This is a genomic window from Emticicia sp. 21SJ11W-3, from assembly GCF_024138715.1.
Lineage (GTDB): Bacteria > Bacteroidota > Bacteroidia > Cytophagales > Spirosomataceae > Emticicia > Emticicia fluvialis.
In genome coordinates this window covers 4,314,386-4,334,876 of sequence record NZ_CP092074.1, presented here as the reverse complement: position 1 = coordinate 4,334,876, position 20,491 = coordinate 4,314,386, and the positions used below count along the sequence as shown (strand labels likewise).

Here is a 20,491-nt window from a genome sequence, read left to right as displayed (position 1 = left end):
TCAGACACAGGGCTGATGCGATTAACCAACAGTTTGTTTACGAACTGAAAAAGTATATCCCACGTCCTGACATGGCCGAGCTATACAAGATTGTATTGCAAGAAGCCTGGCATAGCCAAACTGCTCATTTATTAGATGATAAGGGGCAACTGCTGAAACAGATTAAAGATCTGGAAGATAAATTATCGTATGCCCGAGACTTATTATCCTCTAAACAGATTGAACCAGAAGATTTTAGAGAAATGAAATCTGACTATAGTAGTAAAGTTGAAAAGTTGGAAGCTAAACTCAGTGGACTTTCTGAAAATGGCATTAGTATTAAAGGCCTGCTTGATAGGGGGATTGACAATCTCTTAAAGCTGGATTATATCTATGAAACCGCAGATATAGACAAGAAACGGCAAGTTATTAGTTCGATGTTTCCTGAAAAATTGCATTTTGAAAATAATTCACTTCGAACTAATAGAATAAATGAGGCTGTCAGCCTTATTTACCTGATAGACAGTGATTTAGGTGGAAATAAAAAAGGACAAATCAAAAATAAATTTGACTTGTCCTGTAAAGTCGGGATGACAGGATTCGAACCTGCGACCTCACGCCCCCCAGACGTGCACACTACCAGGCTGTGCTACATCCCGAATTGGTGGAGAGTGCAAAAGTAACTTAAATTCGTCTTTCTTCCAAAAGTCTATTTTGTATATTCTAATCGTTGCTTGTCTTTTAATAATTGCGCCTGCAATGTGGCATAGGGTAGGGCCTGTGGGGTCATTTTATTATTGATAGATAACACCGCCGCTGTTGCTGCCGATTGCCCCAGAATCATAAACACTGGCTCCATTCTGATAGAACCGTAAGCAATATGTGAGCTTGAAACACAAACCGGTACTAACAAATTAGTACACTCGGTGGCTTTGGGCAATATAGATCCATAAGCAATTGAATAGGGTCGGTCTGGGTGCACGCCTATGTCTCCTTCGTTTTGTACATAACCGTCTTCTTTCACGTAGCGTTGGATATTATGCGAGTCGAGAGCATAAGAGCCCATTCCTACTGAATTGGGTACATGGTTTTTTCCTAAAGCGTCTGTTTCTGTCATTACGTATTCTCCTATCATTCGTCGTGCCTCGCGTATGTAAAGCTGATGCGGCCAGCCACCGTTGTCTTTAAATTCGTCTTTGGGTAAGCCCCATTGTTTCATTTTTACTTGTACATCGGCCGGAATACTGGGGTCGTTCTGCAGGAAATACATCAGACCTTTCTGATACAGTTCATGTTCTTTGATAATTTCCCGGCGGCGTTCGTAGCTGGCATCAGGGTAATCATAGTTTTTGCCGATGTAGTCGGTACTGAACGGCCCATGATTGTTGGTATCGGTTTTGCGGTTCGGAATCGGGTCATATTTGTCGAAAGTCTCTCTCCAGCCCGAAGCAAATACCCTGGCTAGCAGTTCATATCGCGCGGGGTCGTAGCCTTCCGGCTTAGCAAAAGGTATGCGGTTATCTGGGTGGTTGCTCAGGCACATTCTGAAACAGTAAGCCTGAATCTTGTTATCGCCCGAACCATTCGGCCCCGGTATGTCAGTAGAAACTTCGGGTAATAAACCGCTTGCGGGGTCACCTGCTATTTTGTAAGGGCTGATTTTGCTTTTAAAGTGGTGGCCATGCTGAAAGACACCGGCTTGCACTCCGTTCCATTTTTCGTTATAAACATTGTTGGCCTCACGCCCTACATGATAGGAGACACCAGCTGCAGCCATCAGGTCGCCTTCATAGGTAGCATCAATAAACATTTTGCCTTCATATACGTGGCCGCTTAATGTGCGGAATGCGCTTATATTGAGACCCTTTTTTACAACTCCGGTTTTTGAACGGTCCAACCACTCATCGCGGTAGATAGTAAGTTTATATTCACTGGCAAAGTCTTCAAATACCTGTTCTGCTGCGTGTGGTTCAAATATCCACATGGTACGGTTGCTGCCATCTAATGCCGGGGTGCCCTGGCCTTTATTGCCGTACTCTTCTCTCTTTTGCCATTGCCATGATTCCTGCTTCTGATAATGGTTATAAAGACGTTGGTAGAACTCGCGTGATACGCCGCCTATTACCTCTTTGTTGCCGGTGTCGGTAAATCCAAGCCCACCTGAGGAAAGGCCTCCCAGATGTATGTCCGGTGAAACCACTATAACCGACTTGCCCATTTTTTTAACCTGAACGGCCGCAATAATAGCAGCCGATGTACCACCATATATAATAACATCAGCTTTATAGGTACGGGCCATTGTGCTTTTGGGCGGATGGTAACCGGGCAATATAGTAACGGCTGTAATGAGCCATAAAAAGAGTGAAGTTTTTTTCATAAAGGTTACATAGGTTTTTAAAAAAAGACCAGCGTTGGTTAAAGAATCTGTAATTTATTAAATAAAATCTGAACTCACATAAAACTTATGGGGGTATTGAGACAAAAAAAGCTTTATACAATGGGTTTTGTATAAAGCTTGTAATTGAACGGTATCATCTGATTATTTCACTGCCTTCAGGCTTAGGTCGAGGCTTCTGGCTGAGTGGGTAAGGTAACCCAGCGATACGTAGTCAACACCACATTCGGCAAATTGTCTTACGTTGGCAGGGGTAATGCCTCCTGACGCCTCAATGGGGTAGCGCCCGGCCACCATTTTAATGGCTTCTTTTATTTTATCGAAGCTAAAGTTATCTGCCATAATGCGCACTACACCGCCAATATCGAGTACCTGCTGCAATTCTTCCAGGTTTCTCACTTCAATTTCTATTGGCAGGTTTTTTCCGGTGGTTTTCAGATAATTATGTGCTGCATCCAAAGCGTTTTTTATTCCTCCTGCATAGTCTACATGATTATCTTTTATCAGAATCATATCAAAGAGCCCGAAACGATGGTTTACCCCTCCGCCAATCTGTACGCCCCATTTTTCCATCATCCTGAATCCCGGCGTTGTTTTGCGGGTGTCCAGCACTTTCGTTTGGGTGCCTTCTAAAAGGCTTATCACCTGATGCGTGGTAGTGGCTATGCCGCTCATGCGCTGCATACAGTTGAGCACCAGCCGCTCGGCTGTTAATATAGAACGGTCTTTGCCGGTTACGTAAAATGCGATATCTCCATATTGAACAGGCTGGCCGTCGTTCATCAGCACCTCTACCTGCAAGTTTTTATCTACTGCTTCAAAAATCATTTTTGCCAGTTCTACCCCGGCCAGAATGCCCTCATCTTTTACCAGCAATTTTGCTTTTCCGAAAGCATCTGCCGGAATGGTAGAAAGTGAGGTGTGGTCGCCATCACCTACATCTTCTGCCAGCGCGGTTGCAATAAATTGCTTAATTGTGTCTTTGTTTAACTCCATATTTTTTAACCCTTTAGGGTGTTTAATCCAGTCAGTTTATTCAGGCATTTGCCTCGCCTATTATTCTTAATCCTTCAAGTGTCAGCTCACGGTTTACTTCCACAAACTCTCCGTGCAGGGTAGATATAATAGAAGAAAGCCCTCCTGTGGCAATGGCTATGCAGTCGCCGTTCAGTTCGGCTCTTATTTTATGAATCATGTTTCTTACCAGGCCTTCGTATCCCCATAAGATACCCGCCTGAATGGCATGAACTGTATTTTTACCAATAACAGATTGAGGCAGCTCCAGCGGAACATCGGGTAGCTGAGCTGTATTTGAAAAAAGCGCCTTTACTGATGTTCTTAAACCCGGCGCTATAGAAACCCCCAGAACTTTGCCTTTGGCTGAAACAACGGTGAATGTAAGCGCGGTACCAAAATCAACTATTACACAATTTCTTTTATACTTGGTGTAAGCTGCTACGGCATTGGCTACGAGGTCGCTCCCTATCTCGTTGGGGTTGTCGATTGAAATTTCTAACGATGGAAAGATATACGCATTAACAACAATGGGCTCCAGGCCAAACATATTGTTTACCAGAAGTTTGAAGATAGGGGTAAGGGGAGGCACCACACTGCTAAGCACCACTTTTTTGATGTCAGCAAAACGCAGGGCGTTTTCAAGGAAATATTGCCGGAAGCGATATTCAAAAAAGACGTAGTTTTCGTCTTTCAGCGATTTGATTCTGAACTGATGAAGTAGTTTTTTATCTTCAAAAATTCCGAAAACAGCATCGGTGTTCCCGACATCTATCACTAATAAGTTGTTCAAGAGGTAAATTTTTAGGTTGGTAGGTCAAAGTTTGTAAAATCCTTTCAATCTCTCAAACTTTTCAAAAGAAATCAGGCACTTAGCTAAAATTTCACCACATTAATTAATTCTCCATGGCGGGTTTTTACGATTATCTCCGGCATGGTAAATAATTATCTGGTTATTGTCGGGGTCAAGCAGGCGGGCTTCTCTCCACAGCCAGGGTTTATCTTCCGGAATCTGTTCAATACTGATGCCTTTGCGTATCAGTTCGCTTATCTTGTCGTCAACGTCGTCCACTTCAAAGTAAATCCAGACGCCAGGGTCTTTGGAGGTGATGCCTTCCTGATGGATAGAGAAAGTGGTGTCTCCGGTTGGACATTCAAAGCGGGCATAATGTGTATCTTTTACTATAAGTCTCAGCCCCAGAAGCTCATAAAAAGCTAAAGATTGCTCAAGGTTACTTACACGTATGGTTAACTGATTGAGATTCATAGGTCTATCAATTTTTACGTTTCAGAAACACAAAACCGTTTTCTTCTTTGATATATTCCAGATTCGGATGCTCCTTAAATTCATCGTACCGGTCAATGCGGGTTACAAAAAATACAGGCTTATCTACCTTGCCGTTTAACAACCAGTTGCCAAATTCTTCCTGAGTCATATTGGCAGTAGAAGCAGGTGCGCTATTGGGTTTTTTCTGAAAATAAAACAAATGGGCATAGCTTTTAAAACCTATCACACCCACGTAAACATTCTGCCCCTGTTTCGACTGGTAGAAGTCTATCGCTGCACCCTGTGTGAATCTTTCAATTTTAGGCACCACTGTTGCGCCGTAAATGAGCAGGCATAAAGCTGTAGACAGGCTCAGGCCTGTAATAAACAACCATTTACGCTGAATGGTAGCTTTGTTCATGAAAACCAGCACCAGAAGAACAATAAAATAAGCAATACCAATGAACACTTCAAAGCCACTCCATGCAACCACTGCATTAAAATTTCTGACTGCAAACTGGTCTTTTATATATGGTGTAATGGCTGCGGTGTTCATGCCAATAAGCGGCACAGCCACCAAGGCCAGCGATAACACAAAACCAATGAATATCAAGCCGAATTTTACCCATTTATTCCAGTTCTTTTTGTGGGCAAGCCAGTTGTACAAGGTATTGGCAGCCAGATAAGAAACCGGGAAATAAGCCATTGAAGAATAATGGACTATTTTGGTTGTAACCACACTGAAAAGAATCATTACCACCCAGAATGTAACTTTCATCCAGGTTCCGAAATACTCTTGTCTGGATGCCAGCGCCGGAATAGCAAAAACAGAAATAGGAAAACAACCCAGCAGCACTACCACAAAATGGTAGTAAAAAGGTTGCCCGTGGCCTGCATCAGGCGTGCTGAAAAGGCGAATCTGATAACGGATAAATTCTTCAAAGAACCAGAACCCATTGGTAACCAGCTCTTGTGCAAACCATAAAGAAGCAACAGCGATACAGGTTATTGCAAAAATTAGCAGTTGCTTAAATGTAAAAAGCTTAGAGAATTTTTTTATAAATCCCCAATAGCACACCACCGTTAAGCCCCAGATAAGCCCCCCAACCGGGCCTTTGGTAAGAACCGCCAAACCAATAAAGAGGCCCGAAAGAAATATTTGCCGTGAATTAAACTGCGCCTTAAAAGAAAAGTATATACCCAGAAAAATAAACAGGTTAAAGGTGGGGTCAATAATACCAGATTTGAAATATAAATGCGGTGTAAAAGAACCCAGGTAGATAAGCGTCCAGATTAATCCGAAATTGGCATTTCTGATGTTTTTGCCAATGTAATAAATAACCAGCAGGGTAGCGCAGCCAATAACTGCATTAGGGAAACGGGCAGCGAATTCGTTTACTCCCCATATTTTCATAGAAACCACCTGCATCCAGAAAAAAAGCGGGGGTTTCTCCCAGAAAGGTTTATAATCAATTTGTACCTTGCTGTAGTTGCCCGTAAGAAGCATTTCTCTGGCCGATTCGGCAAAATTAATCTCGTCCCAGTCAAATAGGTGCACATTACCTAAAAAAGGAAAGAAAAACGCGGCTCCAAGAGCTAAAATTATAAGTGGATAATATTTTTGTTGTATCTGAAAACTCATTCAGCTTGGCATTTTTTGTCAAAGGTAAAAATAAAATTAAAAACACCGAAGTTATGCCTTACTTGTGTAGACTAATAAAAAAACATGAGGTGCATACAAAAAAAATGCATTTAACGTTTTATATTGGCAAAACTAAACATAACCGGTATGCCGCCTGAGAAAACAGCGGTTTGCAGTTTATAGAACGCTAGAGGTCATCTAACCGGATTTTTATGCATTTTGTCGATTATTCGGGACGATTTTTATTTTTTATTCAGATATTTGCATGAGTTAGTAAAAATTTTTCTAACTTTGCTGGTCGAAATAAAAAATTGTTTTAAGGGACGAGGAGTTAAGGGATAATATTTCGGTTTAATTGTTTAGAATTTAATAAGTGAATTATATAAAGTCGATTTTTGCGAATCGTACACTTAGTAAAAAAAATCTTTTTTAGTCACAGCAAAAGTTGTTTTGGGTTCATCGGGGGACAGTTTCTGCCCCCTTTGCCTTTTTTAGGGGGTAAACAAAAAAACGCAAGCTGAAAGCCTGCGTTCTTGATTATTCAGATTGATATCGTTTATTTATATAATTCAGGAAAATCCTTCGGGCGGGCTTCACGCATCAGATCATACACGGCCTCAAATATAGTTTCAGCATTCGGTTTTGAGAAATAATCTCCGTCAGCGGCGTAGGCCGGTCTGTGAGCCTGTGCAGAAATCGCCTTTGGCGCCGAATCCAGGTATTTATAAGCCTGTTGTTCGTCAAGCACCTGTTGCATCATAAACGCCGATGCTCCACCGGGTACGTCTTCATCGGCAAAAATTACACGGTTTGTCTTCTTTATTGAGTCAAGAATTATATGATGCACGTCAAACGGCAATAACGATTGCACATCAATTACTTCTACAAAAATACCTGCCTGTTCTAACTGATAGGCTGCCTCCATTACAATGCGGCACATAGAGCCATAGGTAACAATGGTTAAATCGTGGCCGGCTTTCAGAATTTCAGGCACACCCAGTGGTGTACAGATCTCCGAAAGGTTGGTAGGCATTTTTTCTTTTATACGGTAGCCATTGAGGCATTCAATTATTAAGGCCGGGTCATCGCCTTTCAGAATTGTGTTATAGAAACCGGCTGCCTGAACATAATTGCGCGGCACCAGCACATGAACCCCACGTAGGGAGCCCAGCATGGCCGACATAGGAGACCCTGAATGCCAGATGCCTTCAAGTCGGTGCCCGCGCGTGCGTACAATTAATGGCGCCAATTGGCCGCCGGCTGTGCGGTAACGAAGTGAGGCCAGGTCGTCGGTAAGCGTTGCCAGAGCGTAGTAGATGTAGTCGAAATACTGAATTTCTACGATGGGTCTTAGTCCGCGCATGGCTGCACCAATACCCTGCCCAATAATGGTGGTTTCTCTGATACCCGTATCTGTTATTCTTATTTCACCGTATTTTTCCTGTAAACCGGCAAAGCCCTGGTTTACGTCGCCAATTTTGCCTACGTCTTCTCCAATGGCAAATACGCGGGCATCCCGGCTGAATAACTGGTCAAAATAGGCATTCACTATCTCGCGGCCGTCTACATTAGTACTTCTTTCGTCATACTTCGGAGCTACGCCTTTTACCAGCATTGGCGAAGTAGGAAACTCACTTAGTAAATGGGTGTTGAATCTTTCTTTGTTTTCTGCCATGGCTGTCTTCAGCCAGTCAATCAGGGCTTTTTTAGCAGTATTTTCTTCCGAACGCATCAGAATCACTGCCTTTTTAACCAGACTAATGATTTCTCTGCGCACCGGATTTTCGGTATGCTCCAGTTCTTCTCTCAGTTTGGCTATGGCTGCCGATTGCTTACTTTCTATCGTAGCCTTTTTTAGTAAAGCAATTGCTGAATCTAAATCAGGCTTAATAGACTCGCGGTAGGCTGCCCATGCTGCATTGCGCGATTTCTTGGCAACATCTTTCGCTTTTATCTCAATGGCATCAATTTCTTTTTCAGAAGCAAAACCGTTAGACAAAATCCATTCTCTCAGGTGAAAGTTACAATCAAACTCTTTTTCAAAATCGAGCCTGTCTCTTGATTTGTACCTCTCATGCGACCCTGACGTGGAGTGACCCAGCTGCTGCGTTACTTCTATTACATGCACCAGAACGGGTACGTGTTCGTCGCGGGCAAATACGGCTGCCCGCTGGTAGGCCTCAATCAGTTCGGGGTAATTCCAGGCACGGGCAACAATTATTTCAATACCATTGCTGCCGTCTTTGCGTTGAAACCCCGCCAGCGCCTCTGATATACTTGATTTGGTTGTCTGGTATTCTATAGGTACCGAAATGCCGTAGCCATCGTCCCATACTGAAAAAATGATGGGTATCTGCAGTACACCGGCGGCATTAATAGATTCTAAGAACATGCCCTGCGAGGTTGAGGCATCTCCGATGGTGGCAAAGCAAACCTCGTTTCCATTGCGTGAAAACTTGGTAAGATATTTTAAATCAGGATTTTGTCTGTATAATTTTGAGGCATAAGCCAGCCCTACAGCCCGGGGCATTTGCCCGGCAGTAGAAGAAACATCGCTAACAGTATTGTACAACTCTGTCTGGTTAAGCCAGTCGCCGTTTTTATCTATCCAGCGGTTGCCGTAATGGGCGTTCATTGAGCGCCCTGCCGAAAACGGGTCATGGTTGATGTCGGGGTGCGCATATAACTGCGCAAAGAACTGTTGCCAGGTAAGCCCGCCTACAGCAGCCAGAAATGTCTGGTCACGGTAATAACCCGAACGGAAATCTCCTTTTCTGAACACCTTCGCCATGGCTAGCTGCGCAAGTTCTTTCCCATCACCAAACACACCAAAATTGGCCCGGCCCATAAATACATCTTTCCGGCCAATTATACTTACTTCGCGGCTTTCGCAGGCAATGCGGTAATCATTTAATACTTCTTCTTTTGTTAAGAGAACATCTGTTGAGGTTATTAGATCTGATATTTCAGTCATGCTGTGAATTTTGAATGGTTAATATGGGAAACATTCCATACAAAAAAAATTTTATGTCTGACTCAACTGCCAAGGCTGAAATTAGTTGTCATACTAACTAATCATGTTGTAAAGTTAAGATAAAATATTGCATTTTTCAAAAAAAGAGTTTTGTTAATGACTTGTTAAAAATTTGGATTTTCTGATGCGTTTAGTATTTATTTGTAAGACGAAACTAAGCGTTACTAATAACACAAAATTTATTTCTCACTTTTAATCGTTTAAATCGAATGAAAAAATTCTTATCGACAATTGCAGTGGTTATGGCATTTGTAGCTTCTGTGCAGGCACAGGGCGTATTGAAATTCAATAAAGAAGTTCACGACTTCGGTAAAGTTTCAGAGGGCCCATTGGCTACTTACAGCTTTGAAGTAACCAACACAGGTAATGCCCCGGTGGTAATCTCTAACGCGGCGGCGTCTTGCGGTTGTACTACACCTGAGTGGCCAAGAGACCCAATTATGCCAGGTGCAAAAAGCACAATTAAAGTAGGTTATAATACCTCTGGTCGCCCGGGGGCTTTCACAAAAACCATCAATGTTACCAGCAATGCTGAAAACGGAACGGTGATTCTTACCATTAAAGGCGAAGTAACTGCACCGGCATCTCCGGCTGCTGCTCCTGCCTCTTCAGCAAAAGGAAAGAAAAAAGTGTAATTGTTGCGCTTAATACAATTAAAGAAGCCATCTGCCTTTTAAAGCAGATGGCTTCTTTGCATTTACAGGCTCCGGAGTACAAATTTTCAGATTTAGCGTTGCGGGGCTTGTCAAAGTGGAAAAAAATTTCGAATATCGAATTCCATTCAATTACCGAAAATTAAACTGATTGTCTTCCCTATGAATTTTCTTTGCATTTGCACTTACTTTAAGGGTGTAGAGTTTCTGAAGTCATGTAAGGCCGAGGGTAATACCGTTTATCTGCTTACCAACAAAAAGCTGGAAGACAAACCCTGGCCCGGGGAGTCGATAGATGAGGTTTTTTACCTTGATAACATTGACAATACTTTTGATACTTACAGCAAGATTATTCAGGGGCTGGCTTACCTGATGCGAACCAAAAAAATTGACCGCATTGTTGCGCTCGACGACTTTGATGTGGAAAAGGCCGCGCTGGCACGTGAGCATTTCAGGATACCCGGCATGGGGCAAACCACCGCCCGTTACTTCAGAGATAAACTGGCTATGCGCATACAGGCCCTAAATTGTGGTATTAATGTGCCGCCATTCAGTCCGCTTTTTCATGATGTTGATATAACCGAATACCTGCAGGCTACGGCAGCCCCATGGGTTATCAAACCACGCTCAGAGGCGTCGGCCGCCGGTATAAAAAAAGTGCATTCGTTTCAGGAAGCCTGGGACACCATTCATAGCCTCGGTGAAGAAAGACATAATTTTCTGATAGAGCAATTCAAGCCCGGCGACGTATATCATGTAGATGCGCTTTCGGTTGATGGTAAAGTTATTTTCAGCAGGTGCAGCCAGTACCTCAATACTCCCTTTGAGGTAGCACATGGCGGAGGGATTTTCCGCTCGGTAACAGTAACGCATGGTTCTAAAGACGAGAAGGCCTTAAAGAAAGTGAACGAGCAGGTAATGAAAGCCTTTGGTATGAAATTCAGCGCGTCTCATACAGAGGTAATCAAGTGCTTTGAAGATGGCAAATTCTATTTTCTGGAAACGGCCTCAAGGGTAGGAGGCGCCAACCTTGCCGAAATGGTTGAGTACTCGTCTGGTATTAACCTGTGGCGCGAGTGGGCCAGAATAGAAACAGCCGTGGCCACCGGAGGTGTTTACGAATTACCGGCCGTAGATGACTATTATTCGGGTATTATTATATCACTTTCGTCGCACCAATGGCCTGATTATTCCCCATTTAATGACCCGGAAGTGGTATGGAAAATGAACGAAGAGTACCATGTAGGATTAATTGTACGCTCTGAAAACCGTGAACGGATTACAGAACTGATGGATAAATATGCTTTAATGATTCATAACCTGGGCTATCATGCCTCGGCACCCGCACCTGACAAACCTATACACTAATATGACTACACAAGAGATTTTTGATTACGTAAATTCACACCCATCAGGAAGAGTAAAACTGGCTGTTGCCGATATTGATGGCATTTTAAGAGGTAAATACATTAGCAAACAGAAGTTTCTGTCAGTAATTGATGGAGACCTTGGCTTTTGTGATGTAGTGCTGGGCTGGGACATGGCCGATGTTTGTTATGATAATGTTGATTTTACAGGTTGGCATTCAGGCTACCCCGATGCCAAAGTGAAGCTTGATTTATCTACGTTCAGAAAGATTCCCTGGGAAAACGATATTCCGTTTTTTCTTGGAGAGTTTATAGAAGAAGCCGCAGAGATATGTCCGCGGAATTTATTGAAAAAAGTAATTGCAGAGACCGAGAAGGAGGGGTTCAAGCCATTTTTTTCTCAGGAGTTTGAATGGTTTAATTTTGAAGAAACACCGGTATCGGCACATGAGAAGGGATTCCAGAATCTGAAGCCTCTCACACCGGGGATGTTCGGATATTCAATTTTAAGAAGCACCCTTAAGAACGATTACATGACGGCTTTGTTTGATAACCTGGCCCGTTTTGATGTGCCTCTTGAGGGGCTGCATACCGAGACCGGCCCAGGGGTTTATGAAGCTGCCATTACTTATTCTGATGTACTGACAGCGGCCGACAGGGCGCTGCTCTTTAAAACGTCGGTAAAAGAAATAGCTTACCAGCAGGGTATTATGGCAACATTCATGGCCAAAATCAATGAAAACCTGCCGGGCTGTAGTGGCCATGTACACCAAAGCCTTTGGGATACAGAAGCCAAAACCAATCTTTTTTATGATGAGACCTCCCCGAATCGTATCAGCGAATTGATGCAGAGTTATATGGCCGGGCAGTTATATTGCCTGCCACATATATTGCCGATGGTAGCGCCTACCATTAACAGTTATAAGAGGCTGGTAGAGGGCGCATGGGCGCCAACCACCCTTACATGGGCGGTTGATAACCGCACGGTGGCTTTAAGGGCGTTGCCTATCAGTAAGAAATCATGCAGGATAGAAACACGGGTGGTAGGGTCTGATACCAACCCTTATCTGGCGCTGGCGGCTTGTCTGGCTGCCGGCTTGTATGGCATTCGTAACCAAATGAAACTAAACCAGCCCGCTACATTGGGTAATGGTTATCGCGATATCAGCAACGGTATATTGCCCGGGAATCTGGACGAGGCCACCAAAGCCATGAAGGACTCTGCCATAGCGAAAGAGCTGTTCGGTGAAAAATTTGTAGCCCATTTTACGCAAACCCGAAACTGGGAGTGGCGGCAATATGCCAAAGTGGTTACAGATTGGGAATTAAAAAGATATTTTGAGATTGTATAACTAGCCACTGCATGATTATACCCATTGTTTTTCTGGCCATTGTTTTTATTATTCTGTCTTCTACCTGGTTTAAGCTGCACCCTCTGGTGGGTCTGTTACTGGCTGCGCTGGGTGTGGGTATATTTGCAGGCTTGCCCATTGATAAACTGGCTGATACCATCGGAAAGGGCTTTGGCGAATTGATGTCGAAAATCGGCCTGATGGTTATACTGGGTTGTGTAATAGGCTCCATTCTTGATAAATCGGGGGCAGCCATTAAGGTGGCAGATATTATATTGAAACTATTCGGCGAGAAATACCCCGCATTGGCCATGTCGGTTATCGGGGCTATTGTGGGTATTCCTGTCTTTTGCGATTCAGGCTTCATTATTCTGGCAAAGCTTAACAAAATTGTGGCTAAAAAGACCAACCGGCCGCTGGGCACAATTGCCATTGCGCTATCGGGTGGTCTTTTTGCTACACATACGCTAGTACCCCCAACACCGGGGCCATTGTCGGCGGCCGGAAATTTAAATTTGTCGCATCATGTAGGGTTGGTTATTCTGGTGGGTTTGGTGGTTTCTGTACCAAGTTTATTTTTATCTACCTGGTTTGCAAAGAACTATGCCCGGAATCTGAATATCATTGAAGACAAAGAAGATAATCTGAACGTGGCTCATGTAAGCACACTACCTGCCGGTTGGAAGGCCTTCATGCCAATTATTTTGCCTATTATATTAATCACGGTGGCATCTTTTGGCAAAATTCTTCACCTTGACGAATCATTAACCAAGTGGCTGAATTTCTTCGGAAGTCCCTTGGTTTCTTTTCTGATAGCCATATTTTTTTCGTTCAGCCTGTTTCCTGAAAAACCATTCGAGAAAATTTTTGCATGTTTCAAAAGTGGTATCGAACATTGCGGCACTACACTGGTGCTGGTGGGCGCAGGTGGGGCTTTTGGAGCGGTGCTGAAAGAAACCCCACTCAAAGACATTGTAAGCGATTGGTTAATGGCTAATCAAACCTCGGGCATTGTATTTCTGCTCATTGCCTTTCTGGTGGCAGCCTTTTTTAAAACCGCTCAGGGGTCTACCACTACTGCAATGGTGTTAACGTCTGGCATACTGGCGCCTTTACTTGCTGCAATGGGTTTTACCGAACCATTTGATTTGACCCTACTGGTAATGGCCATTGGCAGTGGTGCCATGACGGTTTCTCATTCCAACGACGCCTGGTTCTGGGTGGTGTCTCAATTTACAGGTCTTACACAAGCCGATGCTTATAAAACGCATACTATTCTTACGGGTTTGCAGGGTGTGGTAAGTATTATTACCGTTTGTGTTATCTATTTACTGTATCATGCTTTTTAGAAAAATGGCACTGCTTTTAACTAAATGGCACGAAAGTTTGTTGTGTGAAATAAACTCCTTAAATGATGGAAGAGGTAAGCAAACTGGATAAAATTATTGAAGCGAGAATGAAACTGAAAGCTCGCTTCGAAGATAAAATGAAAAGTACACCGTCTGTTGCCGACGACCGCCCTTTAGGGACAGGGAAAATCAACAGGCACGGGATGCCGCTATTACCTGTGGGCCAAACAGTCACTCAAAAATGGCCTGTGCTAGACCTTGGGTATCACCCCAGCATAACACTTGACCGCTGGCGATTAACTATTGATGGCGAAGTTGAAAACCCTGTTGTGCTTACCTGGCATGACTTTATGGATTTACCACAGGTAGAAGACACCAGCGATTTCCATTGTGTAACCACCTGGTCTAAAATGGATATGGTCTGGGAGGGTGTAAGACTGATGGACATAGCCGCTTTGGTACAACCTAAAGAAACGGCAACGCACATTATGTGTTATGGATATGATACCTACACGACCAACGTATCGATTGAAGAAGCCCTGAAACCTGATGTTTTACTGGCACATACCGTTTATGGGGAGCCTCTGCCCAAAGAACATGGTGGCCCTGTAAGAATGATTACCCCGCAGTTATATGCCTGGAAGGGCTCTAAATGGATTAAGCGCATTCAGTTTTTGCCTAAAAACAAATTGGGCTTCTGGGAAGAAAGAGGCTATTCTAATACGGCCTATCCGTGGCGGAACGACAGGTATAGTTGATGATAGGTAATAAAAAAGAGGCTGTATGGCCCTTTTACAATTGGAAGTAAATCTTATTCTTTAACGGCAGAAAGGTTCACTCTTTTTACTGTGCCATCCTCTCCCTGGGTAACCATCACGAATACTACTCCTTTATGTTTGCCGATGTTAATCTGGCCTACATACTCGCCGCTGAAATCCCTGACTTCGTCCTTGGCAATTACGTTGCCTTTTAAATCCATCACTTTTATGCTTACATCACCTTTTTGCTGGCTATTGAAACGAAGATTCAGTATTTCTGTTTTCGGATTGTTAGGATAAACGCTCAAACCACGAACGGTTTTGCTTGATGCGCTGCCGTCAAAATCAAAAACATCAGGAAAAGTTTTAAACTCAAATTTCAGATCTTTGCCTAATTGATTAAGATTCTCGTTAAGGCCTTTCATGTCAAGGTCAAAGTGAGTTTCAAAATCTTTATCTCTGTCGTTGCGATACACTCTTGTACGCGGTTTTTCTCTGATTATCGCATCGTCATCATCACCGAATTCAAAGTGATTATCATTCCCGTTGCGGCCACGGCTATAGGCTCTTACACGCGGTTTTTCTGAATCAATATCCAGACGCCTTTCAAAATGGTCGTCATTGTTTGATATTCTCTCTCGTTCATTATCGCTGAAGCTTTCTACCTCAACCTTGGTACCACGCACGTTTTCTTTATTTTTGGCCATTACCGAATCCTGATAATTCTGAATCAGTTCTTCTTTTTGTTTGTCGGTCAGGCCGGTGGCATCAAAGTTTTTTTCGTGTACTTTGGTTTTACCGTTAATGTCCTGTTCGATTCTTACACGAACAGTGCTTTTTTTCTCTTTCTTGTCTTGTGCATAAGACGCAAACGAAGCGATGGCCAATGCAGCCAAAAAACTAGCTTTGATAGAATTCCGGAATGTAGCTTTCATAATTTTTTATTTAGAAACTTTAAGATAAAGACAATGGCATCAGGCCGAATGTTGCACAAACATAGTGAAGTGGTACTTTTTTTGGTGTTAAAGTTTCTTAAAAATTGTTAATGAAGGCACAGGAATCCTATTGTAACTGTCTGAGATACAGTTGTATAGTGTTTTCGAGGCCGTAATAGAGGGCATCACAAATAAGTGCATGGCCAATAGATACCTCAAGCAGATTCGGAATATTCTTTTTAAAGTACAAGAGGTTTTCCAGGCTCAGGTCATGGCCGGCATTTACACCCAGACCTACCTGTTCTGCAACTTTTGCGGCTTTTGCGTAGTCTTTGATAGCTTCTTCCCTGTTGTGCGGATAGACCTCCGCATAACGCTCTGTGTATAGCTCAATGCGGTCGGTGCCCGTTTCGGCGGCGCCTTCTACCATGCGTTCAATGGGGTCAACAAAAATAGATACCCGTATGCCCTGGCTTTTAAAAGTAGCCACCAGGTCTTTCAGGCGCTCACGATGGGTGATGGTATCCCAACCTGCGTTTGACGTTATGGCATTGAGTGCATCGGGTACCAATGTAACCTGGGTAGGTTTGTTGGCCAATACCAGTTCTACAAATTTGGCCTCCGTCGGATTCCCCTCAATGTTAAATTCAGTTGTAACAATTTCCTTTAAGTCGTAAACGTCCTGATAACGGATATGGCGTTCGTCTGGCCGGGGGTGTACCGTAATGCCTTGGGCGCCGAATCTTTCGCAGTCAATAGCTGTTTTTACGACGTTCGGCATATTTCCGCCACGAGAATTTCTTAAAGTTGCTATTTTATTGATATTTACTGATAATTTTGTCATGTTGATTATTTTAGGAGAAAATAATTTGAAGAACCGGATAGTTTGCCGCTATATTTTAAATTAAATAACTCATTAGATTTAAGAATGAGTTCCCGAAAGAACCAAAATTAACAAGCTTATTGTTTAAATACGTAAACAGCAACATAACCAATTGCCTGATTGTTCTGCAATAATCAGGTAATTGTATTGAATATACAATAAACTACCAGCAAAATGGCACTAAAAACAGAAATTGACGCACAGATTAAGGCAGCGATGCTTGCTCGTGACCAGGTGAGACTTATGGCATTGAGAGACATTAAAAAAGTTATTTTATTGGAAGAAACCAAAGAGGGAAAGACAGGTGAGTTGACACCGGATGAAGAGTTGAAATTATTAACAAAAGCAGCCAAGCAAAGAAAAGATTCGGCAGATATTTACCGTCAGCAAAACCGCCCTGATTTATTAGATAAAGAGTTAGCCGAGCTAGCTATAATTGAAGAATTTTTACCGAAACAATTATCAGAAGACGAGCTGAAAGCCAAATTGCAGGAGATTATCGCCAAAGTTGGTGCTTCCGGCCCATCTGACATGGGTAAAGTGATGGGTGCCGCCACCAAGGAATTGGCAGGACTGGCCGACGGTAAAGCGATATCTGCCACTGTAAAATCGCTTTTGGCGTAATTAAGTTGTGGTACCAGAACACGATAATACCTTGGAGCGCTGCAAGGTATTATCGTTTAAAATTTTTGCTTCAAAGAGATTGTTAATCATAAGTTTGAAGCTAATTTTAATTCAACATATTTTAGAAAGTTACCTCACTCTAACGAATCTTACTTTTCTGAGGCGGTCTGAATCAATAAAAAGTTCTTCAACTGTTTTTTGAGCATTTTGTGCGAATTCCAGGCTGTAATTATCGGCTGATAATTTTGTAGTTGATACCAAAAAACCACTCCGGTTGTTTTTTCCAAACGAAAGATTGTACGTTTTATCTTTTTGATGCTTAAGCGTTAATGTTACGCCTGTTTCTGCATTATAGAATATGCCGTTTAGCTTTTCATAATTGTAACCACCCCAGTTTGCATTTACTCTTTTAAGCGAATAAGGCGCATGTGTGGTGTAGTAAGCGGTAACCTCCATTTCATTTTGTGCATTGGGTTTAAATTCCAGCTTAAAGGCGGGGTCGTTCCATTGATGGAAAACGTTGGCAGATTCCCTCAACAAACGGGTATCGTTTCGGCCTGCTCTTAGTAAAAAAAGCGATGTATCTCGCATCTCAAATCGGAAAGTAAAATGGTTATCTGTCTGGTAAGCTCCCAATACTTCGTCTTGTGTAAGGTATTTTCCAGTATTTGCCGGTTTTGTCAGATAACTTTGATGGCCTGGGTCAATACCTAACAAAATATCTGCCATTTGCCTGCTTTGCATGGCTGGTATTGCCTTGCCACTGTTGGTAAGTGTTACAATTGATAGGTTTTCCTGAGGGAAACGGAGGGTGGTGGCTTTCCAGGCGCCGGTGGTTCCTTCATGAAAACTATAGTCGAAATTTTTGTATTTCCCGAATTCCAGTCCCAAGCCATAGTTACGGATGGCTGACCCCTCAAGGGGTTTCTGGCTCTTTGAAATTAAATCGGCAGCAATATATCCGGTTTGTTTTTCCTGAATGATTTTCTCCCATTGCAACTGGTCTTCAAGTGTTGTAAAGAGGTTACCATCTCCGACAATGTCGCAGGTCCAGTCATAGCCTGTCCAGGTGTTAAAATTAAAATAGGGCTTAGCAACTGGCCCCTGAATATTTTTATAATCATCGTTAAAGCCGGTATTGGGCATCTTTAATTTTTGGAACAGGGTGTCGGTATATTTCCTGAAAGACGTTTGGGTTACCCGCCTGATTATTTCGGCCAGCAAAATATAGTTTGAGTTGCTGTACAGATATTGGGTTCCCGGGGCAAAGTTTAACTCTTTCTGATTTTTTATCAGGTCCAAAGCATCTGTGTTACTGAATGTCTGTTTCCACCAAGTGATACCTTTTAAAGACCATAAGTCGTACACATCTCTGATGCCACTGCTATGATTCAGCAGGTTTTCTATGCTGATTTTAAACCCGGCGTCTTTAAAGATTTCTGGAAGGTATTTTCTGATATCATCTTTTAGGTTCAACCTTTGCTCTTTGGCAAGGATATATATAGCCAATGCGGTAAATTGTTTACCATTGGAGGCAATATTGAAACGTGATTGCGGGCTGATTAAGAGGCTGTCGGCGAGGTTGGCGTAGCCGGCGTATTTGATGTATATAATCTTTCCGTTTTTTACAATGCCGGTTGCTATACCGGGGCCTCCAGGTACTACGTCTTGCAACGCTATTGAGTCGAGCGCTTTCTTTATTGATGCCTGAGAGACCTCCTGTGCCTGTAATTGAATACTTGCAATGGCTACAGAAACAAAAAACGGTAATAAGCGTTTGATTTTCATTGAGTTTTTTTTAGCAAAAGTCTGTTAAAACCTGCGAGGTATCGCTTCAAATCATGATTTGATACCATTTTGCTGCTTTATTTTTTCAAGATAGGCTTTGGGTGTTAAAGAGGTGTACTTCTTAAAGGCTCTGTTGAAAGTTGACTTTGAATTAAAGCCGCTGTCTAATGCAATACCCAATAAAGTGATGAGGCTGGGTTTATCTGATTGCAAAATTCTGATTACCTCCAGCGTGCGATAATGATTTACAAAGTCATTAAAGTTTAGCCCGAATCCCTGATTAATTATCTGAGAGACCCTCTTACTTTGCATGCCCAGGTGATTTGCCAGGTCGGTTAATGTTAATTCAGGGTTTTTGAACAGGTGGTCAATTATCATGGCCCGCTCAATTTCAGTTTTTAACAATTCAAATTCTTTAGTGTCAACTGCATTTAATTGCGTTTTGGTATCAGGCCCGTCTGTGGCGTTTTGCTGTTGGGTATCATCCTGGCCTTCATAAAACAGATTGGAATGGTTTAGCCCTATAACACTTTGGAAATAATTTGAGTAGCCACTAATTGAGATATAATAGAACAGAATAGAAAAGCAAAGGTAATACCAGAATTTGTTACCGAAATTATTCCATTCGGGGTTTAAGACAAAAAATAACGCTCTTAAAACCACAAGAATCAGCATGGCCAACAGAAATTGTTTTACCCAAGCAAACAAGATTTTTTCAGCAAAGCTCACAGTCTGATACGTAAGGGTTTTATAACGGTTGTATACACGCAGACTTAAAATCAGATAAAAGAACATAGACAGAAACCCAAGTGCCTGATACCAGCCGGCAAAGTCTTTGTCGCGGCCATCCTGATGGAAATAGTTGTTTTTCAGCATTACTTTATCAACCAGCCAGACAAAAAGCGTGTAGGCCAGATAAAGCAAGGCAGGTAAAAAATGCAGGTAATTTTTTTTAGAAAAACTAAAGGAGGTGTCTAGCAAAGACTTAGTATAAAAATATAAAACAGGAGGGAGTAAGAATAGTTGCTGAAACGGAAAGTAGAACAAAAATTCGCGGTAGGGGTTACTCCCATACCAGCCGGCGTAGCCACACATAAATGGTACAATATACAATGTACTTAAAAATACCAAAGCGCTTAGCCAAATGTTTGATTTGGTCTCTTTCAGTAGGCCTTTCAATAGTAACAAAACTGTGTAGACCAGACCATGAAAGAAAAAGACAAATAATAAAGTGCTTTTGGGGTTGAAATTAAATACCATTCTGTTTATGTAAAAGGCCTGTATCTGGTCAAATATTGCATCCTAAGATAACATAAAAAAGGCTATTCAGGAAATGCATTATTTAATTTCAATGGTTGCCGCTGCCTAAAAACAAAACAGCCTCTCAATCGAGAAGCTGTTTGTGAAGGTAATTACAATCTATTGTACGTGTTTCTTTATGTTTAAGTAGT

16 protein-coding genes and 1 tRNA gene are annotated in these 20,491 nt (G+C 42.5%); 6 read left to right on the top strand and 11 right to left on the bottom strand.

Translation table 11 applies throughout. The features are described 5' to 3' along the window. Positions 1-564: 564 nt before the first annotated feature. From MB380_RS18360 to MB380_RS18330, 7 genes are all read right to left on the bottom strand, one after another. Positions 565-638 (bottom strand) — tRNA-Pro (locus tag MB380_RS18360). Positions 639-688: 50 nt separating this feature from the next. Further along, positions 689-2,278 (bottom strand): FAD-dependent oxidoreductase, encoded by a 1,590-nt coding sequence (locus MB380_RS18355; RefSeq protein WP_409014713.1) that lies wholly within the window; start codon positions 2,276-2,278, stop codon positions 689-691. A gap of 240 nt (positions 2,279-2,518) precedes the next feature. Beyond that, on the bottom strand, positions 2,519-3,370 hold the full coding sequence (gene nadC, locus MB380_RS18350) for a carboxylating nicotinate-nucleotide diphosphorylase (protein ID WP_253529594.1): 852 nt from the start codon (positions 3,368-3,370) through the stop codon (positions 2,519-2,521). 40 nt (positions 3,371-3,410) lie between these two features. Next, positions 3,411-4,181 carry a type III pantothenate kinase gene (locus tag MB380_RS18345; RefSeq protein ID WP_253529591.1) on the bottom strand — a complete coding sequence of 257 codons (771 nt, stop codon included), beginning with the start codon at positions 4,179-4,181 and terminating at the stop codon, positions 3,411-3,413. Positions 4,182-4,280: 99 nt separating this feature from the next. After that, positions 4,281-4,655 (bottom strand): VOC family protein, encoded by a 375-nt coding sequence (locus tag MB380_RS18340; protein WP_253529575.1) that lies wholly within the window; start codon positions 4,653-4,655, stop codon positions 4,281-4,283. Between the two features lie 7 nt (positions 4,656-4,662). After that, positions 4,663-6,297 (bottom strand): glycosyltransferase family 39 protein, encoded by a 1,635-nt coding sequence (locus MB380_RS18335; RefSeq protein ID WP_253529572.1) that lies wholly within the window; start codon positions 6,295-6,297, stop codon positions 4,663-4,665. A gap of 556 nt (positions 6,298-6,853) precedes the next feature. Then, entirely contained in the window at positions 6,854-9,271 is a 2,418-nt protein-coding gene (locus MB380_RS18330) for a thiamine pyrophosphate-dependent enzyme (RefSeq protein WP_253529570.1), read from the bottom strand. A gap of 269 nt (positions 9,272-9,540) precedes the next feature. Between MB380_RS18330 and MB380_RS18325 the strand changes: the two genes are divergently transcribed. The 5 genes from MB380_RS18325 to MB380_RS18305 all read left to right on the top strand — a co-directional run bounded on the left by MB380_RS18325 (position 9,541) and on the right by MB380_RS18305 (position 14,810). Beyond that, the gene (locus MB380_RS18325) at positions 9,541-9,966 is read left to right on the top strand and encodes a DUF1573 domain-containing protein (protein ID WP_101728129.1); all 426 of its coding nucleotides are present in this window, start codon (positions 9,541-9,543) and stop codon (positions 9,964-9,966) included. 180 nt (positions 9,967-10,146) lie between these two features. Further along, positions 10,147-11,352, top strand: coding sequence for an acetyl-CoA carboxylase biotin carboxylase subunit family protein (locus MB380_RS18320; protein WP_253529567.1), 1,206 nt, complete (start codon positions 10,147-10,149; stop codon positions 11,350-11,352). 1 nt (position 11,353) lies between these two features. After that, the gene (locus tag MB380_RS18315; RefSeq protein WP_253529564.1) at positions 11,354-12,703 is read left to right on the top strand and encodes a glutamine synthetase family protein; all 1,350 of its coding nucleotides are present in this window, start codon (positions 11,354-11,356) and stop codon (positions 12,701-12,703) included. Between the two features lie 11 nt (positions 12,704-12,714). After that, on the top strand, positions 12,715-14,052 hold the full coding sequence (locus MB380_RS18310; protein ID WP_253529561.1) for a GntP family permease: 1,338 nt from the start codon (positions 12,715-12,717) through the stop codon (positions 14,050-14,052). A 65-nt stretch (positions 14,053-14,117) separates the two neighbouring features. Then, a complete protein-coding gene (locus MB380_RS18305; protein WP_253535607.1) occupies positions 14,118-14,810 on the top strand; it encodes a molybdopterin-dependent oxidoreductase in 693 nt (230 codons plus the stop codon). 53 nt (positions 14,811-14,863) lie between these two features. On the opposite strand, the gene MB380_RS18300 is transcribed toward MB380_RS18305, so the two are convergent. Beyond that, positions 14,864-15,745, bottom strand: a complete 882-nt coding sequence (locus MB380_RS18300) for a T9SS type A sorting domain-containing protein (protein WP_253529558.1) — start codon at positions 15,743-15,745, stop codon at positions 14,864-14,866. A gap of 127 nt (positions 15,746-15,872) precedes the next feature. Next, positions 15,873-16,589, bottom strand: a complete 717-nt coding sequence (locus MB380_RS18295) for a pyridoxine 5'-phosphate synthase (protein ID WP_253529556.1) — start codon at positions 16,587-16,589, stop codon at positions 15,873-15,875. Positions 16,590-16,802: 213 nt separating this feature from the next. Here MB380_RS18295 and MB380_RS18290 point away from each other — a divergent pair, with 213 nt between their 5' ends. After that, a complete protein-coding gene (locus MB380_RS18290) occupies positions 16,803-17,252 on the top strand; it encodes a GatB/YqeY domain-containing protein (protein ID WP_253529554.1) in 450 nt (149 codons plus the stop codon). A gap of 129 nt (positions 17,253-17,381) precedes the next feature. On the opposite strand, the gene MB380_RS18285 is transcribed toward MB380_RS18290, so the two are convergent. Both MB380_RS18285 and MB380_RS18280 read right to left on the bottom strand, forming a co-directional pair. Next, positions 17,382-19,040 (bottom strand): serine hydrolase, encoded by a 1,659-nt coding sequence (locus MB380_RS18285; protein WP_253529552.1) that lies wholly within the window; start codon positions 19,038-19,040, stop codon positions 17,382-17,384. A gap of 51 nt (positions 19,041-19,091) precedes the next feature. Then, positions 19,092-20,300 carry an AraC family transcriptional regulator gene (locus tag MB380_RS18280; RefSeq protein WP_253529550.1) on the bottom strand — a complete coding sequence of 403 codons (1,209 nt, stop codon included), beginning with the start codon at positions 20,298-20,300 and terminating at the stop codon, positions 19,092-19,094. Between the last annotated feature and the right edge of the window lie 191 nt (positions 20,301-20,491).